The organism is Cupriavidus sp. OV096 (assembly GCF_900115455.1).
Lineage (GTDB): Bacteria > Pseudomonadota > Gammaproteobacteria > Burkholderiales > Burkholderiaceae > Cupriavidus.
This window is the reverse complement of the sequence record NZ_FOWM01000006.1, coordinates 187,417-204,988: the sequence shown is the minus strand read 5'-3', so window position 1 is coordinate 204,988 and position 17,572 is coordinate 187,417. Positions and strand designations below refer to the sequence as shown.

Annotated in this window: 15 protein-coding genes; 5 read left to right on the top strand and 10 right to left on the bottom strand. The window is 69.5% G+C overall.

The genetic code is table 11. From position 1 onward, the window contains the following. Position 1: 1 nt before the first annotated feature. Together BM115_RS15745 and pcaB are read right to left on the bottom strand one after the other, a co-directional pair. Positions 2-988, bottom strand: a complete 987-nt coding sequence (locus BM115_RS15745; RefSeq protein WP_092295557.1) for a tripartite tricarboxylate transporter substrate binding protein BugD — start codon at positions 986-988, stop codon at positions 2-4. A 60-nt stretch (positions 989-1,048) separates the two neighbouring features. Beyond that, positions 1,049-2,422: a 3-carboxy-cis,cis-muconate cycloisomerase gene (gene pcaB / locus BM115_RS15740; RefSeq protein ID WP_092296194.1), complete on the bottom strand. Its 1,374-nt coding sequence runs from the start codon at positions 2,420-2,422 to the stop codon at positions 1,049-1,051. Between the two features lie 163 nt (positions 2,423-2,585). On the opposite strand from pcaB, the gene BM115_RS15735 reads away from it, so the two are divergent. The 3 genes from BM115_RS15735 to BM115_RS15725 all read left to right on the top strand — a co-directional run bounded on the left by BM115_RS15735 (position 2,586) and on the right by BM115_RS15725 (position 5,343). Further along, the gene (locus tag BM115_RS15735; protein WP_092295554.1) at positions 2,586-3,320 is read left to right on the top strand and encodes a GntR family transcriptional regulator; all 735 of its coding nucleotides are present in this window, start codon (positions 2,586-2,588) and stop codon (positions 3,318-3,320) included. A gap of 61 nt (positions 3,321-3,381) precedes the next feature. Further along, positions 3,382-3,759: a potassium channel family protein gene (locus tag BM115_RS15730; RefSeq protein ID WP_092295551.1), complete on the top strand. Its 378-nt coding sequence runs from the start codon at positions 3,382-3,384 to the stop codon at positions 3,757-3,759. Positions 3,760-3,927: 168 nt separating this feature from the next. Beyond that, positions 3,928-5,343 (top strand): hypothetical protein, encoded by a 1,416-nt coding sequence (locus tag BM115_RS15725; protein ID WP_092295548.1) that lies wholly within the window; start codon positions 3,928-3,930, stop codon positions 5,341-5,343. Here BM115_RS15725 and BM115_RS15720 read toward each other — a convergent pair. The 4 genes from BM115_RS15720 to BM115_RS15705 form a co-directional block, all read right to left on the bottom strand. Further along, positions 5,327-6,715: an ATP-binding protein gene (locus BM115_RS15720; protein WP_177219937.1), complete on the bottom strand. Its 1,389-nt coding sequence runs from the start codon at positions 6,713-6,715 to the stop codon at positions 5,327-5,329. The genes BM115_RS15725 and BM115_RS15720 overlap by 17 nt on opposite strands. Positions 6,716-6,717: 2 nt before the next feature. Then, positions 6,718-9,630, bottom strand: a complete 2,913-nt coding sequence (locus BM115_RS15715; RefSeq protein ID WP_143093906.1) for an ATP-binding protein — start codon at positions 9,628-9,630, stop codon at positions 6,718-6,720. Positions 9,631-9,819: 189 nt separating this feature from the next. Beyond that, positions 9,820-10,140 (bottom strand): hypothetical protein, encoded by a 321-nt coding sequence (locus tag BM115_RS15710; RefSeq protein ID WP_092295539.1) that lies wholly within the window; start codon positions 10,138-10,140, stop codon positions 9,820-9,822. Between the two features lie 228 nt (positions 10,141-10,368). Beyond that, a complete protein-coding gene (locus BM115_RS15705; RefSeq protein ID WP_092295536.1) occupies positions 10,369-10,824 on the bottom strand; it encodes a polyhydroxyalkanoate granule-associated phasin in 456 nt (151 codons plus the stop codon). A gap of 202 nt (positions 10,825-11,026) precedes the next feature. Here BM115_RS15705 and BM115_RS15700 point away from each other — a divergent pair, with 202 nt between their 5' ends. Next, entirely contained in the window at positions 11,027-11,953 is a 927-nt protein-coding gene (locus BM115_RS15700; RefSeq protein WP_092296191.1) for a LysR family transcriptional regulator, read from the top strand. Positions 11,954-12,044: 91 nt separating this feature from the next. Continuing rightward, positions 12,045-13,040: a Bug family tripartite tricarboxylate transporter substrate binding protein gene (locus BM115_RS15695; protein ID WP_092295533.1), complete on the top strand. Its 996-nt coding sequence runs from the start codon at positions 12,045-12,047 to the stop codon at positions 13,038-13,040. A 13-nt stretch (positions 13,041-13,053) separates the two neighbouring features. Here BM115_RS15695 and BM115_RS15690 read toward each other — a convergent pair whose 3' ends face one another. The 4 genes from BM115_RS15690 to BM115_RS15675 all read right to left on the bottom strand — a co-directional run bounded on the left by BM115_RS15690 (position 13,054) and on the right by BM115_RS15675 (position 17,496). Beyond that, positions 13,054-13,671 (bottom strand): LysE family translocator, encoded by a 618-nt coding sequence (locus BM115_RS15690; RefSeq protein ID WP_092295530.1) that lies wholly within the window; start codon positions 13,669-13,671, stop codon positions 13,054-13,056. A gap of 35 nt (positions 13,672-13,706) precedes the next feature. Beyond that, positions 13,707-15,305, bottom strand: a complete 1,599-nt coding sequence (locus BM115_RS15685) for an EAL domain-containing protein (protein WP_092295527.1) — start codon at positions 15,303-15,305, stop codon at positions 13,707-13,709. A 242-nt stretch (positions 15,306-15,547) separates the two neighbouring features. Beyond that, the gene (locus BM115_RS15680; RefSeq protein ID WP_092295524.1) at positions 15,548-16,435 is read right to left on the bottom strand and encodes an intradiol ring-cleavage dioxygenase; all 888 of its coding nucleotides are present in this window, start codon (positions 16,433-16,435) and stop codon (positions 15,548-15,550) included. A gap of 122 nt (positions 16,436-16,557) precedes the next feature. Then, entirely contained in the window at positions 16,558-17,496 is a 939-nt protein-coding gene (locus BM115_RS15675; protein WP_092295521.1) for a 2-hydroxyacid dehydrogenase, read from the bottom strand. Between the last annotated feature and the right edge of the window lie 76 nt (positions 17,497-17,572).

The window sequence follows — 17,572 nt, the reverse complement described above, 5'->3', positions numbered from 1 at the left end:
CTCAGTCCAGCGAAATATTGGCCTTGGCGGCGAGCACCTTCCAGCGCGCCACTTCCGCCTCGGTGTGCTTGCCCAGCGCGCTGGCCGTGTACTTGTCAGCCGGCAGCATCTGGATGGCCTGCGCCGACAGGCGGTCAGTGAACGCCTTGTCGTGCATCACCTTCAGGTAGGCGGCCTGCATCTTGTCGATGACCGGCTGCGGCGTGCCCTTCGGCGCGTAGATGCCGTACCACGTCGCGGCCTCGAAGCCGGGTATCACGGTTTCGGCCAGCGTCGGCACGTCCTTGAGCTGGCCCACCCGCGATGCCGAGGTCACCGCCAGCGCACGGACTTTCGATTCCGTGATCTGCGGCAGCGCCGTGTTGGTCTGGTCGAACATGCCATCGACCTGCCCGCCAATCACATCGATCAGCGCCGGGCCGGCGCCCTTGTAGGGCACCAGCGATACCTTGATCCCCGCCGCCGACGCAAACATCGCCGCAATCAGGTGCGAGGTGGAGCCCATGCCGGCGTTGCTGATGAACAGCTTGCCCGGATGCTGCTTGCCATATTCGACGAACGCCTTCACGTCCTTGGCCGGATGGTCCTTGCGCACCATCAGCACCATCGGCGTGTCCGGGAAGCGGAACACCGGCGCGAAGTCCCTGACCGGGTCGTACGGCAGCTTCTTGTAGAGCGCCGGCGCCGCGCCCATGTACCCCATGTGCCCCACCAGCATGGTGTAGCCGTCCGCCGGCGCGCGGGCCGCCTTGGCCGCACCGACCGTGCCGCCGGCACCGGGCGAGTTGTCGATGATGATCGACTGGCCGACTTCGCGCCCCACGCGCTCGGCGATGTTGCGGGCCAGCGCGTCGGTGGGGCCGCCGGCCGCGAACGGCACGATCCACGTGATCGGCTTGGTGGGCCAGTTCTGGGCCTGGGCGGATACGGCGGTGAGCAGGGCGGCGGCGGCGAGCGCGCCGCGCACGAAGGTGGGGAAGCGGTGCATGGTTGTCTCCTGAATCAGTCTTATCGTGTGGAAAGCAGTGCGTGGCGCCGGCCGGAGGGCTCAGGCCACTTCGCCGGACAGCGCGATGGCCCGGTCGACCATCTGCGGCGCCAGGCCGAGGTAATTGGCGGGGTCCACCATGTGTGCGATGGCGGCGCGGTCGAAGTGCTCGGTCACGGCCGGCAGCGCCAGCAGGGCCTCGGCCAGCGTGCCGCCCTGCTCGTTGACGGTGCGGCAGGCGTCGTAGACCACGTCGTGCGCCTGCTGGCGGCCGATGTGGGGCGCCATGCGCATCATCACGGCCTCGGCGACGATCAGCCCCTTGGTGATGCCGAGGTTGTGGGCCATGCGCGGCACGTCGACGATCAGCCCGCCCAGCGCGAACTTCGCCTGGTGCAGCGCGCCGGCCGTCAGGATGAAACTCTCGGGAATGGCGATCCACTCGGCGTGCCACGGGCCGGTGGCGCGTTCGAAGTCCTGCACCATCGCATCGACCATCAGCCCGGCGTGCTGGCGCACTGCCTTCGAGGCGGCGAGCATCAGTTCGCTCGAAATCGGGTTGCGCTTCTGCGGCATGGTGCTGCTGGCGCCGCGCCCCTTGACGAAGGGCTCGTAGACCTCGGCGAACTCGGTGGACGCCATGATCATGATGTCGAGCGCAATCTTGCCCAGCGAGCCGGTGACCAGCGCCAGCAGGTTCACCGCCTCGGCAAAGCCGTCGCGCGCCACGTGCCAGGTGGTGGCAGGCACACCCAGGCCCAGTTCCTCGGCCAGTGCCTGCTGCACGGCGAAGCCCTTGTCGCCCAGCGACGCCAGCGTGCCGGCGGCCCCGGCGAACTCCACCATGGCCACGCGCGGACGCAGCTCGGCCAGGCGCTGCTGGTGGCGGTCGAACATCGCCAGCCAGATCGCCACCTTGTAGCCGAAGGTCACCGGCAGGGCCTGCTGCAAGTGGGTGCGGCCGGCCATCGGGGTGTCGCGGTGCCGGGCAGCCAGGTCGGCCAGGATGCCGCGCAGGGTGCGGATATCGGCGTCGATGCTGTCCAGCGCGTCGCGCACCTGGAGGGCCACGGCGGTGTCCATGATGTCCTGCGTGGTGGCGCCCCAGTGGACGTACCGGCCGGCATCGCCGCACATTTCCACGAGCTGGTGCACCAGCGGGAGGATCGGATAGCCGACAATGTCGGTTTCCTCGCGCATGTGGTCGAAGTCGATGCGATCGAGGCGCGAGGCGGCGGCGATGGTCTCGGCGGCATCGGCCGGAATCACGCCGACGCGGGCTTCGGCCCGGGCGAGGGCGATCTCGACGTCGATGTAGCGCTGGACCAGCGCGCCATCGGAGAAGATCTCGCGCATGGCCGCCGTGCCGAAGGCGTCGCGGAACAGCGCGGAGTCGACAACGGTACTGGCGGCGGGAATCGAAATGTTGGGCATGGTGCGACCTTGTGGCATGCTGATGGGATCTCGGATATGTTCGAACATATCGACTATTAAATATGTTCGAACATATTTGCGAAATAGACGTAAACCCGGGGCGTCAACCCGTGTGCCGTCAGCCATGCCGCACCGCGCCAATCCAGTGATGTAACGGGCCTTTATGAGTAAAACAAACGCAGCGGAGATCACCCGCGAACTGCTGGATGGCATCACCACGGGCCAATTCCCCGTGGGCACGCTGCTGCCGACCGAATTCGCGCTGTGCGAACAGTTCCAGGCCAGCCGCTACACCATCCGGGCGGTGCTGCAGTCCCTGCAGGACATGGGGCTGGTGTCGCGCCGCAAGAACGTGGGCACCCGCGTGGAGGCCGCGCGGCCCCGGGCCGTGTTCAAACCGACGCTGGCCTCGGTGGAAGACCTCATGCAGTTCGGCGAGGCGCACCGGCGCGTGGTGCAGTCGGTGGAGACCGTGGCGGCGCCGCCAGAAGTGGCGGCCGACCTGGGCGGCGCGCCGGACACCCGCTGGCTGCGCATCTCCAGCGTGCGGCTGGACGACGGTGCCAGCGCCGCGCCCATGGCCTGGACCGATATCTATATAGATAGCGCCTACGCGGACATCGGCCCGATCGTGCGCGACACGCCCGACGTGCTGGTCAGCGCCCTGATCGAGTCGCGCCATGGGCGGCCGATTGCCGAGATCGAGCAGGACGTGCGCGCCACCACGCTGGCGGACCCGCGCATCGGCCGCGCGCTGGGGCTGGAGCCGGGGGCCGCGGTGCTGAAGATCGTGCGCCGCTATATCGACGAGGCCGGCGACACCTTCGAGGTGTCCGTGACCATCCATCCGGCGGAAACCTTTTCGGTCACGACGCGACTGAAGCGCGCGGCGGGCTGATCCGGGACCTAACATGGACTAGCGCGGCCTTCGCCGCACCTTGCCAGGGAGTCCACCGCTTATGGCCACCATCCGCAACGAATCCGGGCAGCTACCCATCCGCCCCCGCCACGCCATTGCCGAATTCACCGCCGTGCTGTGGCAATTGCGCTCGATCCTGATTTTCCTCAGCGTGCTGTTCGTCCTGCTGTCGCTGGCGATGTACTACGTCGGCGGCCCGGTCGACGCGGGCCGCCGGTCGCCAGCGTCGCTCGGCGGCACCTTGTATTTCTGTGCGATTACGTCGCTGACGATCGGCTTCGGCGACGTCGTCCCGACCACCCCCCTGGGCCGCTTCCTCGCCGTGGCCCTCGGCGCGCTGGGCGTATTGGCGATGGGCGTCATGACCGCGGCGGCCGTGCAAGCGATCCAGGCTGCGGCGAGGCGAACGTTGGGGTGAGGGGTCATGCCCCGCCGATAGTCAGCGCTCACCTAGCCTGCTAAAGCAGGCGCTGCGTCCTGCGTTGGCGGGTCGCAACACACCCTCCTTCGCCATCCGCGACATGATGGGGCGTCGGTGCTACGGTCTCGCTCCAATTCGGCGAGTCGCCGCACCTTCCCTCCCATCATGACGCTCACACGACGTGCCCTGCAGTTGCTGTTTGTTGCAGTCTGGACTTTCCTTGCCATGCACACGGCAGGCGCGGCGGAAGATGCCGCGGCGCCCGGCGCCGGCAGCCACCCGATGACCGATTCCGCCCTGAGCCGCGAAGGCGCGGATCGCCAGTTGGCGGGCAATCCGGCGGTCCGGAAATGGCTGGAGGCTGCGGAGGATGATGCGGAGATCAGGAAGGGGCTTACTGACGAGGAATTGCAGTCGCGGTTGAACCGGGTTGCCAGCGAGGGATGCCGCCACTGCGAGATGACGCGGAACCTGATGCGCCTCGACAGCCAGAACCGGATGTCCTATTTGCGGAGCGGCATGCCATTGCTGTGCCGCCGCAACGCGCCAATTGACGAGGCGGCGCCGATCGACCTGGATGCAGCCTACCGTGTGTTCTACCTGGGCCTTCAGGCCGAAGCCAGAAGCGTTCCCCACACGCGATTGACAGTCGAGCGCACGGCGGCGCTGGAACGCACGTTCGGTGCCAAGACACTTGAGGTTGCCGCCAAGATGCCTGGCGGCGCCCAGAAGCTGATCGATCTGGGTCAGAAGGACTTTTCCGACGAGGACGCGGCGTGCTTTGTCGAAGCCGTCGTACGCGTCGCGGTCGACCAGATCGACGAAGCGGATCGCGATGATCTCGTCCTCCTCCTGCTGGGTGGGCGGGCGCGCGCCGAACGCCCAAAGACTGCTGTGCTGCCCGCGCCTTTCAAGAGCAGCCAGGATGTCCTCGACGCGGACTTCGTCCTCTCCGCCATGCCTCCCGCTTTCCGCAAGCAACTGACCTCGCTCGGCGGCAAGCTGCCATTCAAGCAGTTGGAGACGCATTCGTTTCTCTCGATCAAGACCCGCGAACGATCGGATTTTGTCGAAATCAAGTCGGTGTGTTCCGTGGTCAAGGCGCCGATCCTCCAGTGTTTCCAGCAGGCGAGCACGACGGAAGACGTCCCCTATTACGGCAACTTCTACCTCGGGGACACCTTCCCGTGGACGATGAAACAGCAGGAATACACGCACGGCGCCAAAGCCATGGAGCCGCCCCAGTACGTCATGCTGAACGAGCCGGCGCAGCGTCCCGCCACCGTGAAGCCCGATGCCCGGATGACGTTCTCCGTATCGTCGTGGCGCGGGGAGGTGTCGGGCGCGCCGAAGCTGGCGAAGGTGGTTTGCCGGACCGGCGGGCGCTACGCGGCAAGCCAGATCCTGCCCACGCTAACCGGCATGGCCATCGACATGATCTGCACGGAGACCGAGGGCGCCGAAACCAGCCGCCGGTACACCATGTCTTATGTCGAAGACATGCGCATCAACCTCATACGCTCGTGGGTCTACGCGGACGCGACCTACGTCTCCACCTACCAGTCTATCGAGGCGAAGTAACGGCCCGCAGCCGCTCGCGCGCGTAGGCGCGGACCATGGCGGATAGGCGGAAGCGCGGGCCGTCATCGGTGGCTTCCGGCGATACGAGCGACTGCGCCACCAGCGCTTCCAGCAGGTCCGCTGCTGCCGCGTTGTCGATGCCATCCGCGCCGATGGCTGCCGTGGCGGACGCCAGCGTGAACGTCCCGTCGAGCACCGACAGCCGTTGCAGCGCGGTCTGCGCTGGGGCGGACAGCCGGGTGTAACTCCAATCCAGCGACGCCCGCAGCGAGCGCTGGCGTTCCTGCGGGCTGCGGCGGCGGGCTTCGAGCAGGTTGAATCGATCGTCGGCCTGGTCGAGCAGGCCGAGCACGCCGAACGCGTCGACGCAGCCGGCGGCCAGTTCGATGGCCAGCGGCAGGCCGTCGAGTCGCCGGCAGAGCGCGGCTACGACCGGGGCGTCGCGGTCGGTCAGCGTGTAGCCGGCCCCGCTGGCCTGCGCGCGGGAGGCGAATAGCTGCACCGCGCCGAAGGTCAGCGCCCGGGGCGCGTCGATCTCGATCTCTCCCTCAGGAGGCAGGTCCAGCGGCGGCAGCCGCAGGCGGTGTTCGGCGGCGGCGCCGAGCGGGTGGCGGCTCGTGGCCAGTACCGCCACGCCGGGCGCCTGCGCCAGTTGCGCGAGCAGGGCGGCCACGGCTTCCGGTGCGTAGTCGCAGCCGTCCAGCACCACCAGCAGCCGATGGCCGGCCATGGCGTGGCCGAGCGCGTCCATCCGCGCCGCGCCGAACGCGGCGGCGAGACCCTGTACGGGGTCGGGCAGCGTGCCGAGGTCCAGGTAGCAGATCCCATCGGCATAGTCCCCCGCCAGCCGCTCGGTGGCGGCCAGCGCCACGGTGGTCTTGCCGATGCCGCCGATGCCGACCAGGGTGACAACTCGCCCCGGCTGGACCGCCGCCTGCACGCGGGCCACCTCGGCATCGCGCCCGATGATGGCGGTGAGGCGGCGCGGCAGCACGCGCGCGGCCGGTATGACCTGCGCCGCTGGCGCGGCCCCCTCGTCCACGACCTGCACCACGCCGTCGAAGCGATAGCCCTGACCCGGCACCGTGACGATGCCCGGCCCTTCCGGGCCCAGCACGCGCCGCAAATGGGCGATCTGCACGCGCAGGCTGCTGTCCTCCACGACCATGCGCGGCCACGCCACCGCGGTCAGCGCATCGCGGGAAACGACCTGCCCGGCGTGCTCGACCAGCGCGGCGAGGAGGTCGAAGGCGCGGCTGCCCAGCGTCACCGGCACGCCGTCCGCCAGCAGCTCGCGCCGTGCCGGCCGTAGCAGGAAGGCGCCAAAGCGGTACGCGCGCCCGGCCGCGCTGTCAGGGTCGGTCTTCGCCATGATCATGCGCGTGCCTGCGTGGTCGCCGCGTCGGCTTCGGGTGCGATGGCCGGCATCGCGGCGCAATCCGCCAGCGCAGCCTGCGCGGTCCGGTAGTCGCGCGTGGCGTGTCCTTCGGGCATGCGTGCGCAGATCGACGCGAGCAACTCAGCCGCGCGCGTGCTGTCGTCAGCATCGCCCAGTTCATGGCGCACCCGGGCGAGGCTGGTGGCGGCGCGCAGCGCCCAGGCGCGTGCGCCTTGGGCGTGGGCCACGTCCAACGCGTCCTCGAACGCCGATGCGGCGGCCAACCGGCCTGCGTGCGTGTGCCGATGCGGGTGCGCCTCGGCGGCCACGCGCCGCACTTCGGCCATGCACCAGCCGGACTTGCCCGCCGTCGCGCGCGTGATGGCCAGCGGCGTCACGAAGCGGGCGCCGAAGGTGGCGTAGAGATCGGCCTGCTTGCCGCCGGTGTGCGTGATCCGGGCTTGCAGGCGATGGTGCGCGTCGGTGTCGACGGCACCCGGCGCATCGTCGCGCAGCGCGAGCGCGCCGTCGAGCATCTCCACCCAGCCGTGCCACGCCACCAGCGCGTGCTGCAACGAGTGCTCGCGCAGCCGGTTGGCGTAGTCGGCCAGTGCGGTCTCGTCGCCGCGCCACAGCGCGATCGGGCAGGCCGCGAATGCCAGCGCCTGCGCCAGTGCCAGCGGCATGTCGGTCAGCGCGTCTTCCACGCACTGGGCGACCAGCGACGCGGCGCTGTCCGCGTAGCCCTCGATCCACAGCGTGCGCGCCTCGACGATGCGCATGCAGACGCGGCGGTCCACCAGCGCGGTGAGGTTGTCCACGGGCCGCACCAGCGGGCTCGGATGGGTGCGCACGTGCCGCGCGAGATGCCGCGCCGTGGCGTGGTCGCCCAGATAGTGGTGGGCCAGCGCCAGCGTGTGTTCGGCCCACAGGCGGGCCATCGCATCGCCGTCCTGATCGGCCAGTGCGCACATGGTCTCGGCGTGGCGCCGCCCGGCGGCGTAGTCGCCAGAAGCCAGCGCGATCATGCCGATGCCGGCCAGCGCCTGCTGTTGCGGGCCCGATTGCGCCCCCGGCTGCGCCAGCGCGGTGGCGTCGCGCAGCGCGCGCTGGTAGGCGTCTTCGGCGCCGGCGGCCACGCCGCGCGTGTGATAGATCAGCGTGCCCAGCGCCACGCGCAGCCGCGTGGTCAGCGTGGGGTCGAGTGGGGCGGCGCCCTCGTCGGCCAGCGCCAGCGCGCGCGCCGCGTAGCCGCAGAATTCGTCGAGACGGGAGAGGAAGTAGCCCAGCGGCAGCGCGGCGATGATCAGCGTGGCGCCCAGGGCGGCGTCGCCGTCCGGGGAGAGCGCCCAGCCGATGGCGGCCCGCACGTCGTCGATGGCGTTGCCGTAGCGCGCGGCCCATTCGGCCTGCGTCAGCGTCGGTTCGTCGGTCCAGGTGGCGCGCAGTGCATCGCGCCAGTGCAGCGCATGGCGGGCCTGGAGGTCGCGGAGCGCGCCGTCCCGGGCCAGCCGTTCCAGCGCATAGGCGCGCGTGGTGGCGAGCAGCCGGTAGCGCACCACGCCTTCGCTGGCATCCACGCTGACCAGCGACTTGGCGACCATCGACGCGATGCCGGTGTCCACATCGCCCCGGCTGACCTCGGCGTCCACCAGTACCGCGCGCGCCCAGGCCAGCGTGAATTCGCCGGTGAACACGGCCAGCCGCGTCAGCACGACGCGCTCGGTGGCGGGCAGCACGTCGTAGCTCCAGTCCAGCAGCGCGCGCAGGGTGCGGTGGCGGGGCTGCACGATGTCGCTGTTGTACGCCGACATCTGGAAGCGGTCGTCCAGCAGCCGGCGCAGATGGGCGACGCCGAAGGTCTCCACGTGCGCGGCGGCCAGTTCGATGGCCAGCGGCATGCCGTCGAGGCTGGCGCAGAGCATGACCACGCCGGGCGCGTCGGCGTCCGGCAACTGGAAGGTGTCGGCGCTGTGGATGGCGCGCTCGACGAATAGCTGCACGGCCGGGTAGCGCATCGCCTCGTCGGCGCTGATTTCGTTGCGGGGGGAGGGCAGGGCGAGCGGCGGCACGCGTTGGACCCATTCGCCCTCGCATTGCAGCGGCTCGCGGCTGGTGACGAGCAGGTGGACGTCCGGCGCCCCCTGCAGCAGCGCCAGTACCAGCAGGGCCACGGCGTCGATCACATGCTCGCAACTGTCCAGCACGATCAGCATGCGCCGGTGCCGCAGCGCATCCACCAGCGCCGCGCGCGCGGTGGGGCCGGCCGTCATGCCGAGCGTGGCGGCCAGCGCGGCGTCCACCAGTCCCGGGTCGGCCACGCGGCCAAGGTCCACGAAGCGCACGCCGTCCGCATAGTCCGGCAGCAGTCGTTCGGCCATGGCCAGCGCGATGGTGGTCTTGCCCATGCCGCCCGCGCCGCACAGCGTGAGCAGGCGCCGCTGCGGCAGGCTCTGGGCGAGCGCGGCGATCAGGGTTTCCCGGCCGATGACGCGGGTCACGCGGGCGGGGAGGTGGGCGTCATGGGCGGGGGCTGCCGGGAGTGCGCCGGGCGCACCTTCGGCGGTGGCGCGTGCCACCGGCGCGACGAAGCAGTAGCCGCGTCCGGCCACGCTGGCGATGTAGCGCGTGCCGCCCTGGCCATCGCCGAGCACCTTGCGCAGCGCACCCATGTGCACGCGCAGCGTGGCTTCCTCGGCATCGCCGTCGGGCCAGGCATAGGCGATCAGCGCGGCCTTGCCCACTACCTCGCCGGCACGTTCGACCAGCGCGGCGAGGATGCTGCGCGCACGCGCACCCAACCGCACGGGGCGGCCGGACTCCAGCAAAAGGCGCTGCGCGATATGCAGCGTAAACGGACCAAAGGCGACCGGTGGGTCGGCTTTGACGGCAGGGGCGCGGCTAGTCAAGATGGATTCCTCGCCGGCGGGGGCGAGCCGGACGAAGCGCTATTCTGAATGGCCTGCCCGCGATGAGCAAATCCACCGCACGATGGAGGATAAAAAAATAGCCCGGCACGTCCTTGCGGGCGTGCCGGGCATTCCGGGTATCAGGCGCCGGATGTCACGGGCGGCTGGCTTGCCGCCTGACGGTTCGCCTTACTTCTTGGCGCCGTCGGTGTACGGATCAGGCTTGCCGGTCTTGGCGCCGTCCAGGTACGGGTCGGGCTTGCCGCTCTTGGCGCCCGAGGTGTACGGGTCCGGCTTGCTCGGCGCCAGGTCGGTCTTGGTCGACGACTTCGCGCCATCCGTGTACGGATCGAACTTGCCGGACTTGGCACCGTCGGTGTACGGATCGGGCTTGCCGACCTTGGCACCTTGCGTGTACGGGTCCACGGGCTTTTGCTGGGCGTGGGCCAGCGGCATCGCGACGATGGCAGCGGCGGCGACGAACATGCTGGAGATAAGGGTCTTGCTCATAAGGGCCTCGCGGGATGGGGCGCGATTCAGATACCTGCCTCGACTGCGCCCTCAACAGCTTTATAAGCCATCGGGCAGGTGGCGCTTTGTGTCTCGATCAGCATACTGACTAAACAGTAGACGCATCAATCGTGCCGATCAATTTGTGATGCAAACGTCGCGTCAGGGCCGTGCGTTGCAGAAAATACCGTGTAAAGCCCGGGAACCTGTCGGCTTCAGTGACGGTTTTCAGACACTTTTGCCCTTGCGCGGGGTCTCGCGCACGGCGACGGCCGGTACGTCGACGATGTCCCCTTCGGATGTCGCCACGGCGGCGATGTCGGGCATCACCGGCATCGCGGGCAGCAGCGTCGGCATACCGAACATGCCGAACATGCGGCCCCAGTTGTCGAGCCAGGCGCGCTGCATGGCCGCGCCTTGCTCCAGCATGGCGGTGGCGTAGTGCATCGGGATCGAGAAGAAGGGCATCTGGTTGGTCCACTGCCGCGCGTACAGTTCCTCGGGGTCTTGCGGCATGAAGCAGGAGGCCCAGTCGAACTGGGCTTCATCCATCCAGGATTTCGCGAAATCGGCGTTCAGGCCCATCATCTTGCGCCAGTTCTCGATCATCTTGTCGTCCAGCGCGTAGGCGCCCTGGAACGAAAAAGCGGGGAAAGGCCACAGCGTCGGTGGAAGGCTGTTCATGGTGGAAAGCTCCGGTGGATACCTTGGGTGGAAGGTGGGTCCTGCGCAGGGGTTGCCTACATGCTTATCCAGTATGGACGCTCGGTCAACCAGCGTATGGATGACTTCTGTGAAGTTTGGTGATCCTGGCCCGCTTTGTCCGCCCAGGCGGCCCGGCACAGGCACAATACCGGCTCCGCGTGACAGATCTGGGATGAAGACGATGGAATTGCGCCAATTGCGCTACTTCGTGCATGTGGTGGAGTTGGGCAGCATGGGCCAGGCGGCCCAGCGGCTGGGCGTGGTCACGTCCGCGCTGAGCCAGCAGATCAGCCGGCTCGAAAGCGAACTGTCCACGCGGCTGCTCCAGCGCACCTCCACCGGCGTGGTGCCGACCGACGCCGGGCTCGCCTTCTGGCGCCAGGCCCAACTGGCGCTGCGCCATGCCGATGACGCCGCCCGCGCCGCGCGCACCGCGCGCCTCTCGGGCCATGTCAGCGTGGGCATGGCGCCGAGCACACTCTCCGTCATGGGCCCGCCGTTCATGCTGGCCATGCGCGAGCGCTACCCGGACATCCGCCTGCATCTGGTGGAGAGCCTCTCGGGCAACCTCGCCACGATGATCGGCGCGCGCCAGCTTGACCTCGCCGTGCTGTTCCAGCTCGAACCCGGCCAGCGCTGGAGCGTGGTGCCGCTGCTGGAGGAACGGCTGTTCGTGATCGCCCGGCCGGACCAGCCGGGCCTGCCGACCACCGATCCGGTGCATCTGGAGGCACTCGACGGCCTGCCGCTGATCCTGCCCAGCAACGCCCACGGGCTGCGCGCGGTGCTGAACGCGGCCTTCGCGCGTAGTGAGCGCTCTCTCAACGTGGTGGCGGAGATCGACGGACTGGCCGTGCTGATGGATGCGGTGCGCGCCGGCCTCGGGGCGACCATCCAGCCCGGCGCCGCTGTGGCGCGGCATCTGGGCGAGCCGCTGGTGCTGATCGAGATTGCCGATGCGGGCGTGCGCCGGCCCAACCTGCTGGTCAGCCTGTCCGACGACGAACTGTCCCCGGCCGGCCTGGCCGCCCGCAGCGTGCTGGACAGCGTGGCGCGTGGGCTGGTGACGGCGGGCCGCTGGCCCGGGGCGACCCTTCACAAATCCTGAAGACCTCCCGCCGGCGTGGGGCTGGTTGTGACGCGGACGTCTCAGTACAGTGGGGGGGATTACATATCCAGAAAATCCCCCGGAGACCCGCATGACCATCCGCATGCCGCGCCGTGCCGTGCTCAAGGCCTGCCTTGGCGCCGCCGCCACCCTTGCCGCCCTCCCTGCCATCCCCACCTTCGCCGCCGATAGCTGGCCGTCCAAGCCGATCACGCTGGTCGTGCCTTTCGCCTCGGGCGGCACCACCGACATCATCGGCCGGGCCGTGGGCCAGAAACTGGGCGAGGCGCTGGGCCAGCCGATGGTGGTGGACAACCGCCCCGGCGCGGGCGGCACCATTGGCGGGTCCATCGTGGCGCGCGCCAATCCGGACGGCTACACCTTCCTGCTGGCCACCGTCGCCCACACCATGGCGCCGGGCATCTACAAGACCCTGCCGTACGACTTCCAGAAAGACCTGGAGCCGATCGGCATGGTGGCGCTGACGCCGAACGTGCTGCTGGTCAATCCGTCGATTCCGGCCAAGACCGTGCAGGAGCTGATCGCCTATATCAAGGCGCATCCGGGCAAGGTGAACTACGGCTCGGCGGGCATCGGCAGCACCGAGCACCTCTCGGGCGAGCTGTTCCGCGCGGCCACCGGCACCGACATCGCCCACGTGCCGTACAAGGGCGGCGCGCCGATGATGACGGACCTGATCGCCGGCCAGATCCAGATGGCCATCGAGACCAGTCCGTCGGCCAATCCGCATGTGAAGAGCGGCAAGGTGAAGGCGCTGGCGGTGACCACGGCCAAGCGCTCGGCGGCCTATCCGGGCGTGCCGACCGTGGCGGAAAGCGGCGTGCCGGGCTACGAGGTGACCACGTGGTACGCGCTGATGGCGCCGCACGGCACGCCCGAGGCCGTGCGCCAGCGCATGAGCGCCGAGCTGGCCAAGGTGCTGAAGCAGCCGGACGTGCAGAAGCGCTTCGAGGAACAGGGCGTGACCGCCGGCGACATGACGCCGCCGCAGCTCGCCGGCTTCATCAAGACCGAGACCGTCAAGTGGACCAAGGTGGCCAAGGACTCGGGGGCCAAGGCGGAGTAAGCGCCCAACGCGCCTAGATCGACCGCCGGATCTCCGCCACGCCGAACGCGGCCAGCGCGAGGCCGGTGACGCGGTCGATCCACTGCCGCACGCGCTGGCCCAGCGCGTGGCGGGCGCCGGTGACCATCGCCACCAGCACGCACCACCAGGCAATCGATCCGCAGAACACCCCCAGCACCGTGGTCAGGGCGATGGGGGTCGAGAACGGCCCGCGCGGCGCCAGTGTGGCGAACAGCGCGGCGAACATGATGATGGTCTGCGGGTTGGTCAGCGTCAGCAGCAGGGCGCTGGCGAAGGCCCGGCGGCGCGAGCCGTTGCCGCGCAGCGTGGCCACGGTCTCGGTCGGCGTGTGGAAGAACGTGCGCAGGCCCAGGTAGACCAAAAACAGCCCGGCCGCCAGGTGGAGCGGCTTGTCATAGGCCAGCATGAACTGCGAGATGCCGACCAGCCCCAGCGCCGCCACCATCCCGTAGACCGCATCGCCACAGGCAATGCCAAGCCCGATCGCCAGCCCGGCACGCGGCCCCTCGGCCAGCGTGCGGCGAATGCAGAGCATGCCCATCGGGCCGACCGGGGCGGCCACCGCCAGGCCAACGCCGGCAGCGGTCAGGAACAGGGTGGACAGGGACATCGGGCCTCCTTTTTTTATCGATCTTGGGGTTTGCGTCAGGCCGGCGCCGGTGCCGCCGGCGCGGCGTTCTTGCTCAGGAACTGGGCCAGCTCCACGGCCGGCACGGGCCGCCCGAACAGCCAGCCCTGCCCGTAGTCCACGCCCTGCTCGCGCAGGTAGTCGGCCTGGGCGCTGTCCTCGATGCCTTCGGCCACCACCTCCAGCCCGAGCGAGCGCGCCATGGCGATGATATGCGGCGCCACGGTGCTGGTGGCCGCCTCCTGTCCCATCGTATCGACGAAGGACTTGTCGATCTTGAGCGCATCCACCTTGAAGCTCTCCAGGTAGGAGAGGCTCGAGTACCCCGTGCCGAAGTCGTCGATATAGACCGGATGGCCGGCGTCCCGGAAGGCCTGGATGGTGTCGCGCGCCACGTCCGGCTCCAGGAAGCCGCGCTCGGTGGCCTCGATGCGGATCTGCGCCGGCGCGATGCCGGTGTCCCGCAGCCGCGCGTCGAGCACGCTCAGGAAGCGCCGGCTCTTCAGGTCCTCCGCGCCCACGTTGATCGAGACATAGAACGACGGATGCCGCCGCAGCAGCGTGCCCAGCTCGGTCAGCACGATGTCCAGCACCTGATCGGTGATCTGCTGGATCAGCCCGGCGTTCTCGGCCATCGGGATAAACAGGTTGGGACGCACCAGCCGGCCGTTACGGCGCCAGCGCACGAGCGCCTCCACGCCCACGCAGTGGTTGTCCGAGAGCGCGACGATGGGCTGGTAGTGCACCGCCATCTCGTGGCGCCGCACCGCGCCGCGCAACTCGCCCTCCAGGCTGAAGCGCCGCGTGGCGCGCCGCCAGACCAGGATGCCGAATGGCACCCCGGCGGCCAGCCCGACGATCAGCCCGCCCACCAGCAGCGCCTTCCAGTTGGTCAGCAGTGCCGCGCGCGGGGCCAGCACCACCACCGCGAACGGCATCGTGCGTGACTTGCGCAGCACTACGGCGGCGTCGTCCTCATGCTCGGCGGCGCCGCCGGTGCCGTAGGCATGGTCGGCGTAGGCGCGCTGCAGCCGGGCGAGGTTGGCGCCCTGCGTGGTGGCGAAGATGCGGCCGGCATCGGTATGCACCACGGCGAGCATGCGCGTGTCGCGGTCCACCACATCGACGAAAACCTGCGGATCGATCGACACATGGTTGCCGTTGCGGCCCATCAGGATGGTCCGGCGTGGCGCGCTGAACGGGTTGGCGAGGTCGAACCAGAAGTCGTAGCCATCGGGCGTGCGCCAGTCGGGCGGCGGCAGCGGCAGGGTGCGCGCCTGCACCGGGCCCAGCAGCGCCGAGCACAGGCGGCGGCCGCGGCCATAGACGCCGGCGTCCTGGAGGAAGCGATAGCTGTAGGTGATGCGCCGGAGTTCGACGAGATTCGACGGGGAGCAGGGCTCGTCGCGGAGCTGCTCCATGTCCTGGATGGCGCTGATGGCCTGGCTCATGACCGCTTCGCCGCGCCGCAGCGCCGCGTCGGCGAACACCGCGAGTTGGTCGGCTTCGCGCCGATTGGCCTCCAGCTGCGCCATGAACACGCCGATTCCCACCGGGAACAGCGTAGCCAGGGTCGCCAGGGCAATCGTCAACGCGAGAAACCAGCTGCGCTGCATCGGAGAACATCCCCTCCTGGAGAACCGCGCCGAACGCGGCGCTCCCAAGGATGCGCCGCTCCCCATGATGTACCGGATCGTCAACGCCCGGTTGATCGGCAGGCCATCGGCCCGCCCCTGGGGAGCATAACTAACAATTACGGGTCATGTCTGGTCATTGCCGTGGATTTTGCATTTTTTCCATGGCGGGCATTGATGGAGACCTTGGCCGGATGGTGGATGGCGGCCGGAGGCCAGGGGGCCTACAGCCGCACGCCGGGGATGAGCGCGGCGGCGCGGGCGCTGCCTGCCTCGGGGGCGGCCTGCTCGCCCTGGCCGGGGGGAGGGGGCGGGCGGCGGCCATCGCGGGACAGCGGCGGACGGTCCGGCGGCGGATGATCGGAAAACCCCTCGCGCGGGGCGGTGCCGGCGGGGTCCACCACCAGCGTCAGCGTGGCCACGTAGCGGTCGTGCGCCTCGCGCACGGCGCCGAGCACGGTCTCGCCGGCCATCAGCGCGATGCCGTCGTTGCTGTTCAGCGTGCCGCGCACCTGCCGGCGCCGGTAGGCAGGGAGCTGGCTATACAGATACTCGTTGAGCGCATCGGGCAGGAAGCACTGCGTGGTCAGGTGCGCCCGGCCGGCCGGGTCGAGCACCTTCATATGCAGATGGGTGGCGCGCCCGGCGTACCAGCCGGGATAGATCGTGCGGAACATCGCCACGCCATCGGCGCCCACTGGCTGGCTGCCGCGCAGGAAGGTCTGGCCGCGCGTGGCAATGCGCTGGCCCTTGTCGTCGCGCTGGCCGTCATAGCCCGAGTACACGCCGGCGGCGTTGCAGTGCCAGAGATCCACGCGCTGGCCGGCGAGCGGGCGGCACTGCACGTCCACCACGGTGAAGCGCACCTCGAGCGGCACGCCGGGCTGGCCTTCGGTGATGTCCTGCCGGATCTTGCCCGCATCGAAGTAATACGGGCCCTCGGTGGTCTGGGCGGTCAGGGGGAGCGTGGCGGCGGTGGCCGGCCGGGGTTCGGCGGCGGGTGCCACGCGGGCCAGCGCGGTCAGGCCGGCGCTGCCCAGGCCCAGCGCCAGCAGGTGGCGCCGGCGGGGGATCGATGCTGTCGATGGTGGCGAGGCAGGAGAGTCGGGCATCGCACGCTCCGTAAAAAGCTGGAATGCCCAGTGTAGTCCCGGGGGTGCCCCGCCAGTGTTTCGCGTCTGTGTCGCCCCGGCTACACGTGGTAAACGGGGCGACCAAGGGGGCGATCGGCGGATCAGAGCGCCGATTTCACCACCGCGCCGGAGGCGAAGAAGCTCTCCAGGTTCTCGAACACGAGGCCGGCCATGGCTGCGCGCGTCTCGTGCGTGCCGCTGGCCACGTGGGGCAGCAGGACCACGTTGTCCAGGCCGAACAGCGCCTCGGGCACGTGCGGTTCGTTCTCGTAGACGTCCAGCCCGGCGCCGGCGATGCGCTTGTGGGTCAGGGCGTCGACCAGCGCGGCCTCGTCCACCACGGTGCCGCGCGCGATATTGATCAGGTAGCCCTGCGGCCCGAGCGCTTCCAGCACGCCGGCGGAGATCAGGTGGCGCGTCTCGGGCCCGCCCGAGGTGGCCACGACCAGGAAGTCCGCCCAGCGCGCCAGCGCCTCCACGGACGGCTCGAAGCCATAGGCCACGCCGTCCTGCGGCTTGCGGCCGAAGTAGCGCACTTCCATGTCGAAGCCCGACGAGCGCTGCGCGATCACGCGCCCGATACGCCCCATGCCGACGATGCCCAGCCGCTTGCCGCTGACGCGCGTGGTCAGCGGATACGGGGCCTTGGGCCACGCGCCGCGCCGCACGTAGCGGTCTGCCGCGCTGACCTGGCGCGCCGCGTCCATCAGCAGGGCGAACGCCGTGTCGGCCACGCAGTCATTGAGCACGTCCGGCGTGTAGCCCACCGCGATGCCGCGCGCGCGGGCGGTGTCCAGGTCGAGCTTGTCGAGCCCCACGCCGAAGCTGGAAATCACGCGCAGGTTCGGCAGCGCGGCCAGCATCTTGCCGTCCACGCCGGTGGCGGCCCGGGTGGTCATCGCCACGAACTCGGCGCCGTGGGCGGCCAGGTAGCCGGCGGGGTCGGTCTCGGCCCAGAGCGGGTGCACGTCGAAAGATTCGGCCAGGCGGGCTTCGGTGTGTTCGGGCAGGCGGCCGTGCTGCAGGAGGCGGGGTTTCATGCGGAATTGGTCCTGTCTGGGAGAGATCTGGGAAGAAGGGCGGGGCGCGGCCGGGGGCGGCGCGCCCGTGATTATC